Source organism: Burkholderia sp. IT-111MI5 (genome assembly GCF_949752865.1).
In the GTDB taxonomy this organism is placed as follows: Bacteria; Pseudomonadota; Gammaproteobacteria; order Burkholderiales; family Burkholderiaceae; genus Burkholderia; species Burkholderia pyrrocinia_C.
This window is the reverse complement of the sequence record NZ_CATKIF010000011.1, coordinates 26,788-41,840: the sequence shown is the minus strand read 5'-3', so window position 1 is coordinate 41,840 and position 15,053 is coordinate 26,788. Positions and strand designations below refer to the sequence as shown.

The 15,053-nt window shown below is 67.6% G+C and carries 13 protein-coding genes; 9 read left to right on the top strand and 4 right to left on the bottom strand.

Going from position 1 to position 15,053, the window contains the following annotated elements; translation table 11 throughout:
* Positions 1 to 21: 21 nt before the first annotated feature.
* The gene (locus ACM6JT_RS08425; RefSeq protein ID WP_414856259.1) at positions 22 to 918 is read right to left on the bottom strand and encodes a glutamate/aspartate ABC transporter substrate-binding protein; all 897 of its coding nucleotides are present in this window, start codon (positions 916 to 918) and stop codon (positions 22 to 24) included.
* 424 nt (positions 919 to 1,342) lie between these two features.
* Here ACM6JT_RS08425 and ACM6JT_RS08420 point away from each other — a divergent pair, with 424 nt between their 5' ends.
* The 3 genes from ACM6JT_RS08420 (at position 1,343) to ACM6JT_RS08410 (ending at position 7,281) form a co-directional block, all read left to right on the top strand.
* The gene (locus tag ACM6JT_RS08420) at positions 1,343 to 2,995 is read left to right on the top strand and encodes a S8 family peptidase (RefSeq protein ID WP_414856258.1); all 1,653 of its coding nucleotides are present in this window, start codon (positions 1,343 to 1,345) and stop codon (positions 2,993 to 2,995) included.
* Between the two features lie 703 nt (positions 2,996 to 3,698).
* Positions 3,699 to 6,461 carry a magnesium-translocating P-type ATPase gene (gene mgtA / locus ACM6JT_RS08415; protein WP_414856257.1) on the top strand — a complete coding sequence of 921 codons (2,763 nt, stop codon included), beginning with the start codon at positions 3,699 to 3,701 and terminating at the stop codon, positions 6,459 to 6,461.
* A 76-nt stretch (positions 6,462 to 6,537) separates the two neighbouring features.
* Complete coding sequence (locus ACM6JT_RS08410) at positions 6,538 to 7,281, top strand: transporter (protein WP_407972209.1); 744 nt, start codon at positions 6,538 to 6,540, stop codon at positions 7,279 to 7,281.
* A 66-nt stretch (positions 7,282 to 7,347) separates the two neighbouring features.
* Here the strand turns inward: ACM6JT_RS08410 and ACM6JT_RS08405 are convergent, their stop codons facing one another.
* Positions 7,348 to 7,632 (bottom strand): transcriptional regulator, encoded by a 285-nt coding sequence (locus tag ACM6JT_RS08405; protein WP_175747617.1) that lies wholly within the window; start codon positions 7,630 to 7,632, stop codon positions 7,348 to 7,350.
* A 77-nt stretch (positions 7,633 to 7,709) separates the two neighbouring features.
* Complete coding sequence (locus ACM6JT_RS08400) at positions 7,710 to 8,585, bottom strand: LysR family transcriptional regulator (RefSeq protein ID WP_414856256.1); 876 nt, start codon at positions 8,583 to 8,585, stop codon at positions 7,710 to 7,712.
* A gap of 51 nt (positions 8,586 to 8,636) precedes the next feature.
* Here ACM6JT_RS08400 and ACM6JT_RS08395 point away from each other — a divergent pair, with 51 nt between their 5' ends.
* The 6 genes from ACM6JT_RS08395 to ACM6JT_RS08370 all read left to right on the top strand — a co-directional run bounded on the left by ACM6JT_RS08395 (position 8,637) and on the right by ACM6JT_RS08370 (position 13,123).
* The gene (locus tag ACM6JT_RS08395) at positions 8,637 to 8,915 is read left to right on the top strand and encodes a hypothetical protein (protein ID WP_414856255.1); all 279 of its coding nucleotides are present in this window, start codon (positions 8,637 to 8,639) and stop codon (positions 8,913 to 8,915) included.
* Between the two features lie 231 nt (positions 8,916 to 9,146).
* Positions 9,147 to 10,229: a serine hydrolase gene (locus tag ACM6JT_RS08390; protein ID WP_414856254.1), complete on the top strand. Its 1,083-nt coding sequence runs from the start codon at positions 9,147 to 9,149 to the stop codon at positions 10,227 to 10,229.
* 46 nt (positions 10,230 to 10,275) lie between these two features.
* Positions 10,276 to 10,512, top strand: coding sequence for a hypothetical protein (locus ACM6JT_RS08385; RefSeq protein WP_034180261.1), 237 nt, complete (start codon positions 10,276 to 10,278; stop codon positions 10,510 to 10,512).
* Positions 10,513 to 10,585: 73 nt separating this feature from the next.
* The gene (locus tag ACM6JT_RS08380) at positions 10,586 to 11,041 is read left to right on the top strand and encodes a MarR family winged helix-turn-helix transcriptional regulator (RefSeq protein WP_051983655.1); all 456 of its coding nucleotides are present in this window, start codon (positions 10,586 to 10,588) and stop codon (positions 11,039 to 11,041) included.
* A gap of 67 nt (positions 11,042 to 11,108) precedes the next feature.
* Positions 11,109 to 11,672, top strand: coding sequence for an isochorismatase family protein (locus tag ACM6JT_RS08375; protein ID WP_034180262.1), 564 nt, complete (start codon positions 11,109 to 11,111; stop codon positions 11,670 to 11,672).
* Positions 11,669 to 13,123, top strand: coding sequence for a DHA2 family efflux MFS transporter permease subunit (locus ACM6JT_RS08370; RefSeq protein ID WP_414856253.1), 1,455 nt, complete (start codon positions 11,669 to 11,671; stop codon positions 13,121 to 13,123). The genes ACM6JT_RS08375 and ACM6JT_RS08370 overlap by 4 nt, the downstream gene beginning before the upstream one ends.
* A 140-nt stretch (positions 13,124 to 13,263) precedes the next feature.
* On the opposite strand, the gene ACM6JT_RS08365 is transcribed toward ACM6JT_RS08370, so the two are convergent.
* The gene (locus tag ACM6JT_RS08365; RefSeq protein WP_414856252.1) at positions 13,264 to 14,982 is read right to left on the bottom strand and encodes a SulP family inorganic anion transporter; all 1,719 of its coding nucleotides are present in this window, start codon (positions 14,980 to 14,982) and stop codon (positions 13,264 to 13,266) included.
* Between the last annotated feature and the right edge of the window lie 71 nt (positions 14,983 to 15,053).

Below are 15,053 nucleotides of genomic sequence, written 5' to 3'. Positions count from 1 at the left end.
CGCCACATTGCTAGATCACGATCAATACTGCGCCTGGTCAGTCGGATTCCTGAACAACTGCTTCATCTCCGCCGACAGCGGATAGTTGAGGCTCACGCCCTTCGGCGGAATCGGCTGCGTGAACCACTGGTTGTAGAGCTTCTCGGCCGCGCCCGACGTCTGCATCTTCGCGATCACGCCATCGACCACATGCTTGAACGGCGGATCGTCCCTGCGCATCATGCATGCGTAGTTTTCGTGGACGAGCGGCGTGCCCGTCACCGCGTACGCGCCCGGGTTGCGGTCCTTCGCGATCTCGCCGTACAGCAGCGGTTCGTCCATCACGAACGCCACCGCGCGCCCGGTCGTGACGTTCAAGAACGCTTCGGCGTGATCCTTTGCGCTGATGATCGTCATGTTCATCGCCTTCTCTTCGTTGAGCTTGCGCAGCAGGCGCTCGTCCGACGTGCCGGCTGTCGTCGCGACCGTCTTGCCGGCCAGGTCCGAGAAATCCTTCACGCCCGAATCCTTGCGCGTGCTGAAGCGGATGCCGTACAGAAAGATGCTGTTCGAGAACGCAGCCTGTTTCTGCCGCTCGAGCGTGTTCGTCGTCGATCCGCATTCGAAATCGATCGTCCCGTTCTGCAGCAGTGGAATCCGGTTCTGCGACGTGATCGGAATCTCCTTCACCGTGAGGTTCGGCAGGTTCAGTTCCGTCTTCAACTGGTCGATGATGCGCGACGCGATGTCCCGCGAGTAGCCGATGTTCTTCTGCTGGTTGTCCGAATACGAGAACGGCACCGACGATTCGCGAATGCCCAGCGACACGACGCCCGTGTCCTTGATCTTCTTCAGCGTACCGGTGAGAGCCTGCGCATGCGCGGCGCCCGCCAGCGCACAGGACAGCGCGACAGCCAGCCAACGGAAGCGGCGATCCATGCTTTTCTCCTGACGAAACGTTGATCGAATCGCGATCGTACGCCCGACAAAATTCGCACCGTATCAGGGAAAGCGTCAGGCGCCCTCCGCTAGGGCTACGCCGCGGGCTGCCGTTTGCCGTGGCGCGCAAAAACGCCCGCTCCTGCGCGTTTCGCCCGACCGGCCGCTTGCGGGCTCGACCCCACCTTCTGTGCCACCCGTTCCAAACGCGTGTTCGTGCTGCAATGCCGCAACGTAATCGTTTGCGTCTTGCTCTTTTTTCACACAAAACATACTCAAGAAGCCGCCACAGCGGCCGTTACCCAGTGCATGGCGCGTCGCAGCAACCCCGCCGCGACCACCAGACAAAAAACGACAAGGTCCGGTTTTGCCGGACCGGGCACACCGCCGGCACGACGGTTCTATACGAGGATCGACTTTCAACATGAAAGCCAAACGTTTCAATTTCGCGCTGGCCAGTTCCGCTCATGCGCGCATGCTCGCCGGCATGTTGTCTGCCGCCGCCCTCCTGCCCCTCGCCGGCTGCGGCGGCGGAGGCGGCGACGGCAGCAACCCGTCGCCGACCAACGCAGCACCGGCCCCCGCCCCGACGCCCGCCCCCGCGCCCGCCCCGACGACCCCGCCCACCACGTCCGGCAGCAACGCCTGCACGTCCCAGCAGGCCGCCGTGCAGATGGCCGCCCAGACCACGCCCGACGAGCCGCCGGTCGACCACCTGATCGTCAAGCTGAAGACGCTGACGGCCACGCGTGCGATGGCGGCCATCGACGACGGCACGCGGCTCGATGCGGTGATCCAGCGTTCGATGACGCGCTGGACGGCGCCGACGGCGACCGGCGCCGCACGTGCGTATGCGGCCTCGACGACGCAGACGCCGCTGAACGTGCAGGTCGAGCGGACGATCTCGAACGGCGCGGCCGTGCTGTCGCTCGGTCAGCGTGTCGCGGCCGCCGACGCGACGGCGCTCGCGCAGACATTCGCCGCCGACGCCGACGTCGACTACGCGGAACCGGATCACCCGATGAAGGTCCGCGACACGCCGAGCGACCCCAGCTACAGCCAGCAGTGGTATCTGTCCGACCCGACCGCCGGCGTCGACCTGCCGCCCGCATGGAACACGACCAAGGGTTCGCCGACCGTCGTCACGGCCGTGCTCGACACCGGCTATCGGCCGCACCCCGACCTCGTCGGCAACCTGTTGCCCGGCTACAGCTTCATCACCAACGTCAACACCAGCAACAACGGCCTGTCGCGCGGCCCCGACGCGACCGACCCGGGCGACTGGATCACGCAGCAGGAACTCGACAACACGAGCGGCCCGTACTACCACTGCGCGAGCGAACCGAGCGCCAGCAGCTGGCACGGCACGCGCGTGATGGGCGTGATCGGCGCGACCGCCAACAACGGCATCGGCATCGCCGGCGTGTCATGGCTCGGCCGGATCCTGCCGGTCCGCGTGCTCGGCAAGTGCGGCGGCGTGACGAGCGACATCGCCGACGCGATGCGCTGGGCGGCCGGCATTCCCGTCACCGGCGTACCGACGAACCCGACGCCCGCGAAAATCATCAACCTGAGCCTCGGCGGCGTCGGCGCATGCAGCACGACGTTCCAGCAGGCGATCGACGACGTGAACGCGAAGGGCGTGACTGTCGTCGTCGCCGCCGGCAACGACGGCCTTTCGACCGGGCTCGACCAGCCTGCGAACTGCCGCGGCGTGATCAGCGTCGGCGCGACCGACGCGACCGGCCGCCGCGCATCGTTCAGCAACTTCGGCGCCAACATCACACTGAGCGCGCCGGGCGTCAACATCCTGTCGACGGCCAACAGCGGCACGACGACGCCGGGCGGCGACACCTACGGCCCGGCGAGCGGCACCAGCCTCGCGACGCCGCAGGTGACGGGTGTCGCCGCGCTGATGCTCGCGGTGAACGGCAACCTCACGCCCGCGCAGATCCAGCAGAAGCTGCAAGGCGGCACGCGCGTGGCGAAGCTGGCGGCCGGCACGTCGTGCACCGCAATGCCGGCGGGCTCGGGCATTCTCGACGCAGGGACCGCCGTCGCGGCAGCCAACCGGTAAGCGGCATCCTGCTTCGACACAGCCGCGCGCATGCCGACATGGCGTGCGCGCGGTTTGTTTTTTCAGGCGGCCGGCGATCGCTCATCGCCCCGGTTCCGTTTCTCAAAATAACACCTGACAAAAAGGTTGACGCTTCGCACGACGAGCCTTTACCATCGCCCCCGTCTAATTACATGGAGTGTTCTGTGAACACCGATGCGAGTTGTAGTTGGTGCTCGACCAACTTGACTGCTGCCTGAGGAAAACGCGCAGAGCCTCGTCTTCTGCCGCATCCCGGGAAGCAGGATGCGGCGTCCTTCCGGCCTGACAGGCCAGATTCCCCGCCGAATTTTTCGATGTTGTCGAATGCACGCGACGCGCCGTCGCGCGTGTGCGTTCGTGTTGCGCACGGCGCCAGCCGCGTGCGTTTTCCGTTCGCGTGCCGTCCGGCCGCGCGCCTTCGTGCGTGCGCGGCTACCGATCGCCCGTGCCGATTACTCGCAACCGACAGGAGTGCAGATGAACTCAGACGACAGTAGTCGATTACCGCTCGCCGGTGCGACGCTACGCATCGACACTCCGACCGCACTCCGCGCGCCGGCGAGCGTTCCAGCCTTTACCGATCCACAGCCGATCGCGTTTGACGCGACGCGGCGGGGAGCGCTCGTGCGTCGATAACGTCACGGCCGCTCCCCGCCCGCCGCCTCGCGCGCCAGGAGCGACCATGACACAACGAAATCATTCTCAGAAAAAACAGCGCGGCTTCATCAAGACCGGCCCCGGTCAGCAGAACGAACCGCGCATCATGCGCGCCGCGCAGGAAGCGGCCCGCCCGATCGAAGACACGCTGAAGTCGCTGCGCACCAGCACGCGCGGCCTCACCTACGACCAGGCCGCCGACCGCCTGCAGCACCACGGCCCGAACGAAATCGCGCACGACAAGCCGCCGCACTGGTCCCGCCAGTTGCTGATGTCATTCCACAACCCGTTCGTCTACGTGCTGCTGGTGCTGGCCGCCATCAGCTTCTTCACCGACGTCTGGTTCGCGACGCCCGGCGATCGCGACTACGTCGGCATGACGATCCTGCTGACGATGGTCACGATCAGCGCGCTGCTGCGTTTCGTGCAGGAATTCCGTTCGCTGCGCGCGGCCGAGAAGCTCAAGGCGATGGTCCGCACGACGGCCACCGTGCAGCGCGCGATCACCGATATCGCCGAGCCGGCGCGCCGCGAGGTGCCGATGCGCGAGGTCGTGCCGGGCGACATCGTGCACCTGTCGGCCGGCGACATGATCCCCGCCGACGTGCGCCTGCTCGCGTCGCGCGACCTGTTCATCAGCCAGGCCGTGCTCACCGGCGAAGCGCTGCCCGTCGAGAAATACGACACGCTCGGCGCGGTCGCCGGCAAATCGGCGAGCACCGGCACGGCCGGCGCGGCGAACGATGCATCGACGCCGCTGCTCGATCTCGAGAATGTCTGCTTCATGGGCACCAACGTCGTCAGCGGCACGGCGACGGCCGTCGTCGTCGCGACCGGCGAAGACACGTACTTCGGTTCGCTCGCACGCAACGTCGTGAGCCACAAGCGCATCGAGACGAGCTTCGACCGCGGCGTCTCGAGCGTGAGCTGGCTGCTGATCAAGTTCATGTTCGTGATGGTGCCGATCGTGTTCATGATCAACGGCCTGACCAAGGGCGACTGGCTAAGCGCACTCACGTTCGCGCTCGCGGTGGCCGTGGGTCTCACGCCCGAGATGCTGCCGATGATCGTCAGCGCGAACCTCGCGCGCGGCGCGATCGCGATGGCGCGCCGCAAGGTCGTCGTCAAGCGGTTGAACTCGGTGCAGAACTTCGGCGCGATGGACGTGCTGTGCACCGACAAGACCGGCACGCTCACGCAGGACAAGATCATCCTCGAACACCACCTCGACCTGTCCGGTCATAAAAACGAGGAAATCCTGCGACTCGGCTGGCTGAACAGCTTCCACCAGAGCGGCCAGAAGAACCTGATCGACATCGCGGTCGTTGCACGCGCCGACGAGATCGGCGATCGCGCGAAGCCGCAGGGCTACAAGAAGATCGACGAGCTGCCGTTCGACTTCGTGCGGCGCCGCCTGTCAGTGGTCGTCGAGGATACGCGCGGCACGCACCTGCTGGTCTGCAAGGGCGCGGTCGAGGAAATGCTGGCCGTCTCCACGCATGTGCAGGATGAAGACGGCGTCCGCCCGCTCGACTTCGTCGCGCGCAAGCGGCTGCTCGAACAGGCCAACGCATACAACGAGGACGGCTTCCGCGTGCTCGTGCTCGCAACGCGCACGATCCCGCGCGGCGACGAACGCGAGCAGTACCGCACCGCCGACGAACGCGACCTCGTCGTGCGCGGCTTCCTCACCTTCCTCGATCCGCCGAAGGAGTCGGCCGCGCCGGCACTCGCCGCGCTGCGCGAGAACGGCGTCGCGGTGAAGGTGCTGACGGGCGACAACCCGACCGTCACGATGAAGGTGTGCCGCCAGGTCGGCCTCGAACCCGGCAAGCCGATCCTCGGCGCGGAAATCGAGGCGCTCGACGACGCAACGCTCGCGCAGGTGGTCGAACGCACGACCGTGTTCGCGAAGCTTACGCCGCTGCAGAAGGCGCGCATCGTCAAGGCGCTGCAGGCGAACGGGCACACGGTCGGCTTCCTCGGCGACGGCATCAACGATGCGCCCGCGCTGCGCGACGCCGACGTCGGCATCTCGGTCGACAGCGGCGCCGACATCGCGAAGGAAACCGCCGACATCATCCTGCTCGAAAAGAGCCTGATGGTGCTCGAGGAAGGCGTGATCAAGGGCCGCGAGACGTTCGGCAACATCCTGAAGTACCTGAACATGACCGCGAGCTCGAACTTCGGCAACGTGTTCTCGGTGCTCGTCGCCAGCGCGTTCCTGCCGTGGGAGCCGATGCTCGCGACGCAGCTGCTCGTGCTGAACCTGGTCTACGACACGTCGCAGATGCTGCTGCCGTGGGACAAGATGGATCCCGAGTTCCTGAAGAAGCCGCGCAAGTGGGAAGCCGGCAACATCAGCCGCTTCATGCTGTGGGTCGGGCCGACGTCGTCCGTGTTCGACATCACGACCTACGTGCTGATGTGGACCGTGTTCGGCGCGGGCGCGATGTATCACCTGAACGGCGGCACCGGCGGCCAGATCGTGATGAACTCTGGCTGGTTCATCGAGAGCCTCGTATCGCAGACGCTCGTCGTGCACCTGCTGCGCACGCAGAAGATCCCGTTCCTGCAAAGCACGGCCGCGCTGCCGGTGCTGCTGTCGACGTTCACCGCGATCGCGATCGGCTGCTGGCTGCCGTTCTCGCCGTTCGCGGATGCGCTCGGCTTCATGCACCTGCCGGGCACGTTCTGGCTGTGGCTCGCCGCGACGATGGTCGGCTACATCCTGCTCGCGCAGATCGTCAAGACGATCTACGTGCGCCGCTACAAGCAGTGGTTCTGATTCCGTTCGGATAACGACGTGCCGGCCCGCGCAATGCGCGCGGGCCGGCCGCTCACGATGCAATACGGGTGATGCAATGAAAAGAATCCTTCCGCTCGCAGCCGCGAGCGCCCTCCTCGCACCGCTCGACGCCTATCCGGCCCACCCGCTCGTCAGCGACGATACGGGCACGCAGGGCAATGCGAACTGGCAGTTCGAGTTCAACGCCGAGGAAACCTCGAAACAGGAAGACAGCGGCCGCCACCAGCTGTGGAACGCGACGCTCACGCGCGGGTTCGGCGAACACGTCGACCTCTACGTCAACGCGCCTTATACGCATCTGCAAACGCGCACCGACGAAAACGGCGCGGGCATCGGCGATGTCGAGATCGGCATGAAATGGCGCTTCGTCGAACGCGGGCCGCTGTCGCTCGCGCTGAAACCGAAGGTGACGATGCCGACCGGCAACGACGGTCGCGGGCTCGGCACGGGCCGCGTCGGCACCGGCGCGACGCTGCTCGCGCAGGCCGACGTCGCGCGCTTCTCGCTGCTCGCGAATGCGGGCCTCGCGTACCAGCCGAATCGTCAGGGCGACCTGACGTCGATCTGGGCCGTGTCGGGCGCGGCGCTCTACAAGGCGACCGACCGGCTGCAGCTCGCGGTCGACGTCGGCATGTCGCGCAACACCGAAAGCACCGCCGGCGCGAATCCGGCGTTCGTGCTCGCGGGCGCGATCTATTCGCCGACGCGCTGGCTCGATCTCGACGTCGGCTACCGGCGCGGGCTGAACGACCAGACCTACCGTCATTCGGTGATGGGCGGCGTGACGGCGCGGTGGTGATACACAGGCTGGCGCGGTGAATGCGTCGGGCTGCAACACGACGGGCCGCATCAGCGGCCCGTTCCTTTATTCGGCGTCGTTCGCGCCGAACAGTTGCGCGCACACCGCGCGCCCTTCGTCGGTCAGCGTGGCGCTGCCGGTACCGTCCTCGTTCAGCGTCGTCGCGCTCAGGCCCGCGGCATCGAGCTGCGTCAGCACGCGGCGCAACGTGCTCATCGGCAGTTGCGCGCGTTTCGCGATCTTCGGCAGCGACCACGTCTTGCCCGCCGGATCGTTCGCGGCCTCGTTCAGCGTCGCGAGTGTCGCAACGAGTGCGGGATCGAGCGGGGATTCGTCGGATTCTGAAGTCATCGGTTCGGGTTCGTGAGCCGGTGCCGGACCGGCATTCATTCAGGAGGAGGATGCAATCGCGAGCACTATACGCCGCGTCACGCACCCTTGATCGCGGCGCGCATGAACGACACGAAATGCGTCGTGACGGGATCGTCGCGGCCCGACAGCCACGCGAGCCCCACGTGCCACTTCGCGTCCCTGCCGTCGAGCGGCAGCACCGTCGCGTCGCGCAGCAGGTACTGCGCGCGCGACGGGATGAACGCGACGCCAACGCCGGCCGCGACGGAGGTCAGCACCGACTGCACATCTTCGGCCTGCTGCGTCACGTGCGGCACGAAGCGGCGCTCGACGCACCATCGGTCGACCTGCGCGGCGAGCCCCGGGCCACGCGCACGCTGCAGCGCGATGAAACCGATCTCGTTGAGCACGTCGAGGTCGGCCGGCACGCGCTTGAAGCCGAGATGCGGCGGCACCGCGAGCGCGAGCCCTTCGTCGATCACCTTGAACGACGACAGCCCGTCGTCGGACGGCAGGCGCAGGAACCCGGCATCGAGCTTGCCCGCACGCAGCCGGCGCGTCTGCTCGGACGACGACAGGTCGCTCAGCGTGACGGCGATGCCCGGATTGCGGCGACGAAATTCCGCGACCAGCTTCGGCACGAGCGTCAGCACGGACAGGCAGATGCCGAGCCGCAGATGCCCGCGCTGCCCGCTGGTCGCCTCCCGCGCACGCGCAAGAATCTCGTCGGCATCGCGCACGAGCGCCTGCGCATCGGGCAGGAAGCGTTCGCCGAACGGTGTCAGCTCCGCGCCGTGCCGCCCGCGCTCGAACAGCTTGCCGCCGAGGCTCGCCTCGAGCGCGCCGATCTGCTTGCTCAGTGCCGGCTGGCTCATGTGCAGCGCATCGGCCGCGCGGCTGAAATGGCACAGCTCGGTGACCGTCAGGAACGTTCGCAGCAGTTTCAGTTCCATTCTTTAAGGGAATCGTAACGATCGAAATATTCATTTTACTGATCGAATGCGATGACGTTCAATACGGGCATGCCCTTCCCGGAATTTACTGTCATGTCACTAGATCCCGTGTCCGAATGCGTGGCGATCCCATCCTGCGATGGCGCGGCTGCAAACGAACGCACCGCCGCCGTCGATACGCGCGCACCGAAGCGTCGTGCCGAACGCAGCGACGGACGCAGCCGCCGTTTTCGCTTCGGCGATGCGATCGAAGACGCGCCGCCACGCGCGGTGACGGGTTCGATCGCGATCAGTTTTGCGGTCGTGTCGCGGCGGAACTGGCCGCGCTGAACTGCGCCGCATCCTGCGGTGTGCCGGCCCGGAACGGCACGCCTTTACGATTTTTCACGGCATGCGTGCCGTTGATCGACAGCAAAAGAACGCCCCGAATCTGCCTGCATCACACGCCATTGCGCGCGATCCAATCGTCATCGCCACGCGATCGACCGTATAATTTCCCGCACCCGCTGACCGCCCATGCATTCCGCGCAGCCGCATCGCGCGTGAAAAGGAGACTTTCGCTTGACCGGCCTCATCGCGCGCCTGCGTCGCGCCCGGACCACCCTGATCCTCGCCCTCTCGTTCCTGCTGCTCGCGTTCGCCGCGAACGCGTCCGCGCAGCGCGCGCAGCCGCATCGCACCGCACATGTCCATGCGCATGCGAAAGCCGTCAAGAAGAAGCCCGCCCACCGCAAGATCAAGGCCGTCAAGCATCGCCGCCCGCATGCGAGGCATCGTGCGGTCAAGCGTCATGCGGCGCCGGCTCCGCAGCATCGCCGTGCGAAGCGCACGACCGCCGTACGCCCGCGCCCGGCCGCCGCCAAACCGCGCCTGATGGCAAGCTGCGGCTATAGCCCGCGCGCGGTCAGGTCGTTGCATTCACGCGCGGCCTATGTACTCGACGTCGACTCCGGCACGCCGCTGCTGGCCCGCAACGCGCGCACCGTGCGGCCGATAGCGTCGATCTCGAAGCTGATGACGGCCGTCGTCGCACGCGACGCGGATCGTCCGCTGAACGGCGTGCTGCGCGTCACCGCGCACGATCGCGACACGATCAAGTTCACCGGTTCCCGATTGCAGGTCGGCTCGGAGCTGTCGCGCCGCGACATGTTCCATATCGCGCTGATGTCGTCGGAAAACCGCGCGGCCGCCGCGCTGAGCCGCGACTATCCGGGCGGGCGCGCCGCGTTCGTCAAGGCGATGAACCGACAAGCGCGCCGGCTCGGCATGCGCCACACGCACTTCAGGGAGCCGACCGGCCTGTCGCCGCACAACGTGTCGACGGCCGAGGATCTCGCGAAGCTCGTCGGCGCGGCGGCGCAGGATCCGCTGATCCGCTATTTCTCGACGGATACGTCGACCACCGTGCGCCCCGGCGACGGCGAGCTGCTGTACGTGAATTCCGACCCGCTCGTCCGCTATCGCCGCCTGCCGATCCGGCTGCAGAAGACGGGCTTCATCAACGAATCGGGGCACGGCGTCGTGATGGGCATGCGCGTGAAGGGCCGCCGCGAAACGGTCGTGCTGCTCGGCGCGCCGACGCGCGCCGGCGTATCGAGCGACGCACTCAAAATCCATCGCTGGCTGACCTGCTCGATCCAGTAAGCGCGCACAGGCGGCCGGCGCGTTCACCCCCTACGGGAGCGATGCCATGCAGGACGAATACCGCTTCAGCGCATTCGGACGGCTGCTCGCCGTCGTGCGTACGAACGGCCACTGGGCCGTGTTCGATCTCGGCGCCGAAGGCAAGCGGCGCCCGGCCAACCTGCAGATTCCATCCGCGCTCGCCGCGGACGAACTCGCGCAATATCTCGGCGACCTGCTGCACGAGGACGCCACACCTAAATACAGCGAAGTCGTGCCGGTCGCCCTGCCGCGCCGCACGTAACCGCCCGCCTGGCGGTGACGCGGTCTGCCGGTCAATTCGACAGTTAAACTTGCAAGTTCAACTGTCGTGTTCTATGATCCGCCGCATGAACCCGCCACGCAAACCCGGCGTTTCCGCCGACCTCGTCGCCGCCGACCTGACCCTCGCGGTCGGCCAGTTGATCCGCCGGCTCCGCTCCGAGATCGAATCCGAAGGGCTCGGCATGTCCCAGACGAGTGCGCTCGCGCGGCTCGAACGGCACGGGCCGATGACGACCGCCGATCTCGCGCGCGCCGAAGCGATGAAACCGCAGTCGATGAAGGCGATCCTCGCGAGCCTCGAGGAAGACGGTCTCGTCGAACGCGAACCGCATCCGACCGACGGCCGCCAGATCCTGTTCATGCTGACCGCCGCCGGCCTCGCCGCACGCCGCAAGCGCAATGCCGCGAAGCACAAGTGGCTTGGCGCGGCGATCGAAAGGCTCGATCCAGAAGACATCGACACGCTCGCCGCCGCGATCCCGCTGATCCGTCGCATCGGCGAGCAATGACCCCGGCCTGCGCGCCACGCGGCATTCGCGCGCCCGCCTTCCTTCGTCCATTCCACGGAGCCCCATCATGAGCGCAACCCGTCTCGACACGAACACGGCACTCGTCGTCATCGACCTGCAGAAAGGCATCGTCGCCCTCCCCACCGCACACCCGGTCGCGCCGGTGGTCGCGCATGCCCGCGAACTGCTCGACGCATTCCGCAGCCGCGGCCTGCCGGTCGTGCTCGTCAACGTCGCCGGCGTCGCACCGGGCCGCACGCAGCAGCAGGTGCGCCTGGACGCGCTGCCCGCCGACTGGACCGAACTCGTGCCCGAACTGAACCGGCAGCCGGGCGACCACGTCGTGACGAAAAAAACCTGGGGCGCGTTTACCGGCACCGATCTCGACGCGCACCTGAAGGCGGCCGGCGTCACGCAGATCGTGCTGACCGGCGTCGCGACGAGCATCGGCGTCGAATCGACCGCGCGGCAGGCCCACGAACTCGGCTACAACGTGACGCTCGCCGTCGACGCGATGACCGACCTCAACGCGGACGCGCACGCGAACAGTATCGAACGTCTGTTCCCGCGCCTCGGCGAAACGGGCTCGACGCAGGACATCGTCGCGCTGCTCGACCGGCGCGGCGCGTGAGCGACCGACGCGCACAGCCGGCGCCGGGCCGCGCGGCCGGCCGGCTCGCTCCGTCGATCTGGAAGGTCAGCGCGGTCGCGACGCTCGGCTCGCTGCTGTCGCAGCTCGACGCGACGATCGTCAACGTATCGCTGTCGAGCCTCGCGACCGACCTGCATGCGGGCCTGTCGACGATCCAGTGGGTGACGAGCGGCTACCTGCTCGCGCTGACGCTGGTGCTGCCGCTGAACGGCTGGCTCGTCGACCGCATCGGCGCGAAGGCGCTGTACCTGTGGTGCTTCTCCGCGTTCACGCTCACGTCGGCGCTGTGCGGGCTCGCGTGGTCCGCGCCGTCATTGATCGCGTTCCGCGTGCTGCAAGGCGTCAGCGGCGGGCTGCTCGCGCCGATGGCGCAGATGATGATCGCGCGCGTCGCCGGCCAGCAGATGGCCCGCGTAATCGGCTACGCGGCGGTGCCCGTGCTGCTCGCGCCGATCCTCGGCCCCGTGGTCGCCGGCGCGATCCTGCAGTACGCGTCGTGGCGCTGGCTGTTTCTCGTGAACCTGCCCGTCGGCGTGCTGGCGCTCGCGCTGGCCGCGCGGTTCCTGCCGGGCGACCGGGACGACGCGCAACCGCGCAAACTCGACTGGATCGGCCTCGCCTTGCTGTCGCCCGGCCTCGTGCTGTTCCTGTATGGCGCCGAGCGGATCGGCACGGCGCTCGGCATCGCCGCGATCGCATGCTCTGCGCTGCTGCTCGTCGCGTTCGTGCGCTTCGAGCAACGCAAGGGCGAAAACGCACTGATCGATCTCGCGCTGTTTCGCTCCCGCGTATTCGGCGCGGCGGCCGGCACGCAGTTCCTGTCGAACGGCGCGATGTACGCGGGCCAGATGCTGATTCCCGTGTTCCTGATCCAGGCGTGCGGGCGCTCGCCGGGCGAGATGGGCTGGCTGCTCGCGCCGCTCGGGCTCGGCATGCTCGTCACTTATCCGTCGATGGGCGCGTTGACGAGCCGGTTCGGCGTACGCCGGCTGGCCGCCGCCGGTGCGTTGCTCGCCTTCGTCGCGACGCTGCCGTTCGTGTCCCTCGCGCTGACCGGCTACGATCCGTACGTGCTCGTGCCGGCACTGTTTCTGCGCGGCATGGGCCAGAGCGCGATCGGTGCGCCGTCGATCTCCGCCGCGTATGCGTCGGTCGAGCGCCGCAACCTGCCGATGGCGACGACGTCGCTCAATATCGTGCAGCGCCTCGGCGGCCCGACGTTCACGACGATATGCACGCTGTTCCTCGCATGGCGGCTACAGGCCGAATCGTCGGCGGACGGCGGTACGCAAGCCGCCGCATACGCGTGGGCGTTCGGCCTGCTTTGCGTGCTGCATGCGGCGAGCTTCGTCACGACGCTGCGGCTGCCGTTGTGGTCGGCCGGTACGGGCGGGCGATCGGCCGGCGCCGCGCGCTTCGGTTCGCGCTGAGCGCGGGGGGAGCGCTGCCGAACTTCGCGATCAACCTTCATCTGCCGCGCGGCCAGCGCACGCCGGCCGCGACGGAACTGGCCCGCCACCTGCGCAACGGCTTCGCGCGCTTCCGCACGGCCGCCTAGCGCCGGTTCACGCTACACGGTGCCCGGCTCCTGCGGCGACGGTGTCGTGCCCGCCGCCTCCAGCGCCTGATGCAGCGTCGCGAAGATGCACGACGCGCCGACGACCTCGGTGATCCGGTGACGATCCATGTCCGCGCGCAGATAGCGGCTGACGCGCCCGAACAGCACGCCGATCCCGCGCGCGTGCAGCATCTTGACGAGATCGGTCACGGTCCGCGCGGCCGAATAGTCGAGATCGGTGATCGCGCCCGCATCGACGACGAACCAGCGCGGCGGCAGCGGCGCCGCATCGACGAGTTCGGTCACTTCGGCAGCGAACAGATGGTCGTTCGCGAAGAACAGGCCGGAGCCGAACCGGTAGACGATCAGCCCCGGCGCCGTCATCGCGCCGGGCCGCGTCGGCACCGGCTGCCACCGTCCGTTGCCTTCGACCGGTTCGAGCACCATCGTGTGCGGCTGGTAGCTGTGGCGCACGTGCCGCATCAGCGACAACGCGACGGCCAGCAGGATGCCCTGCTCGACGCCGACCGTCACGACGGCCACGGCCGTCACCAGCGCGAGCGTGAATTCGCCGGGGCTTTCGTTGCGGATCGCCGCGAGGCTGCGCACGTTGATCAGCCCGAGCGCGATCGTAAACACGATGCCGGCCAGCACCGCATGCGGCAGATACTGCAGGGTCGTGCTGAAGAACAGCAGCACGACGGCCACGACGGCGGCGAACGCGAGATGTCCGATCTGGCTGCGCACGCCCGCGCCATCGGCCATCGCCGTCTGTGTCGGGCTGCCGTTGACGACGAACGCGCCGCCGACCGCGGCGGCCGCATTCGCGGCCGCGAGCCCGAGGATGTCGGCGTTGGTGTCGACGTCCTCGCCGTACTGCTGCGCGAACACGCGCGCGGCGGCCGCGCTCTGCGCGATGATCATCACGAAGCACGACGCGGCGACCGGCACGAGATCGAGGAACTGCTGCCACGTGACGGACGGCCAGCGCAGCGGCGGCAGCCCGCCCGCGACGGGCCCGAGCACCGCGATGCCGTGCGCGGCGAAGCCGAACGCATGGCTCGCGGCGATGCTGCCCGCGACCGCGATCATCGGCACCGGCACGCGCGGCAGGAACCGCTTGCACACGAGAATCGCGACGACCACGAGTACCGCGAGCGCGAAGGTCGGCCGGTTCGCGTCGACGAGATGCGTGACGACATAGGCGAATTGCGCGAGGCTGCGCGATGCCGGGTACGGCACGGCCAGGCCGAGCATGTCGCCGAGCATCGCGATCGACACCTGCACGCCGACGCCGGCGAGAAAGCCGACCAGCACCGTGCGCGACAGGAAATCGGCGAGAAAGCCGAGCTTGAAGATGCGCGCGAGCAGCAGCATCGCGGCGGTCAGCAGCGCGACCATGCCGGCCAGCGCCGCATAGTCGGCGCTGCCGGCCGGCGCCATCTTCGCAAGCCGGCTCGCGAAGATCGTCGCGGTCGCGGAATCGGCTGCGACCACGAGATGGCGCGACGCACCGAAGCACGCGAACGCGATGAGCGGCAGGAACACCGTGTAAAGGCCCGTGACGGCAGGCATGCCGGCGATGCGCGCGTAACCGAGCACCTGCGGGATGTCCATCGACGCGAGCGAAATGCCCGCGAATACATCGCGGATGGCCCCCGCGCGGCGGATCGGCAGGATGCCTTTCAGCAACCGCACGCGTGACGGAGGGTTTTCGCTGGAATCTTGCATGCGTGAAATGCGTGATGACGAAGTAACGGGGTGACGCGGTTCGCGAAGTCGTTCGCGCATCGTGCCTCGGG

Coding starts and splice junctions, on each gene's coding strand:
- ACM6JT_RS08375 (WP_034180262.1), top strand. CDS start 11,109: ATGAGCGCAACCCGTCTCGACACGAACACGGCACTCGTCGTCATCGAC.
- ACM6JT_RS08395 (WP_414856255.1), top strand. CDS start 8,637: ATGACGTTCAATACGGGCATGCCCTTCCCGGAATTTACTGTCATGTCA.
- ACM6JT_RS08380 (WP_051983655.1), top strand. CDS start 10,586: ATGATCCGCCGCATGAACCCGCCACGCAAACCCGGCGTTTCCGCCGAC.
- ACM6JT_RS08410 (WP_407972209.1), top strand. CDS start 6,538: ATGAAAAGAATCCTTCCGCTCGCAGCCGCGAGCGCCCTCCTCGCACCG.
- ACM6JT_RS08385 (WP_034180261.1), top strand. CDS start 10,276: ATGCAGGACGAATACCGCTTCAGCGCATTCGGACGGCTGCTCGCCGTC.
- ACM6JT_RS08405 (WP_175747617.1), bottom strand. CDS start 7,632: ATGACTTCAGAATCCGACGAATCCCCGCTCGATCCCGCACTCGTTGCG.
- ACM6JT_RS08365 (WP_414856252.1), bottom strand. CDS start 14,982: ATGCAAGATTCCAGCGAAAACCCTCCGTCACGCGTGCGGTTGCTGAAA.
- ACM6JT_RS08425 (WP_414856259.1), bottom strand. CDS start 918: ATGGATCGCCGCTTCCGTTGGCTGGCTGTCGCGCTGTCCTGTGCGCTG.
- ACM6JT_RS08420 (WP_414856258.1), top strand. CDS start 1,343: ATGAAAGCCAAACGTTTCAATTTCGCGCTGGCCAGTTCCGCTCATGCG.
- mgtA (WP_414856257.1), top strand. CDS start 3,699: ATGACACAACGAAATCATTCTCAGAAAAAACAGCGCGGCTTCATCAAG.
- ACM6JT_RS08400 (WP_414856256.1), bottom strand. CDS start 8,585: ATGGAACTGAAACTGCTGCGAACGTTCCTGACGGTCACCGAGCTGTGC.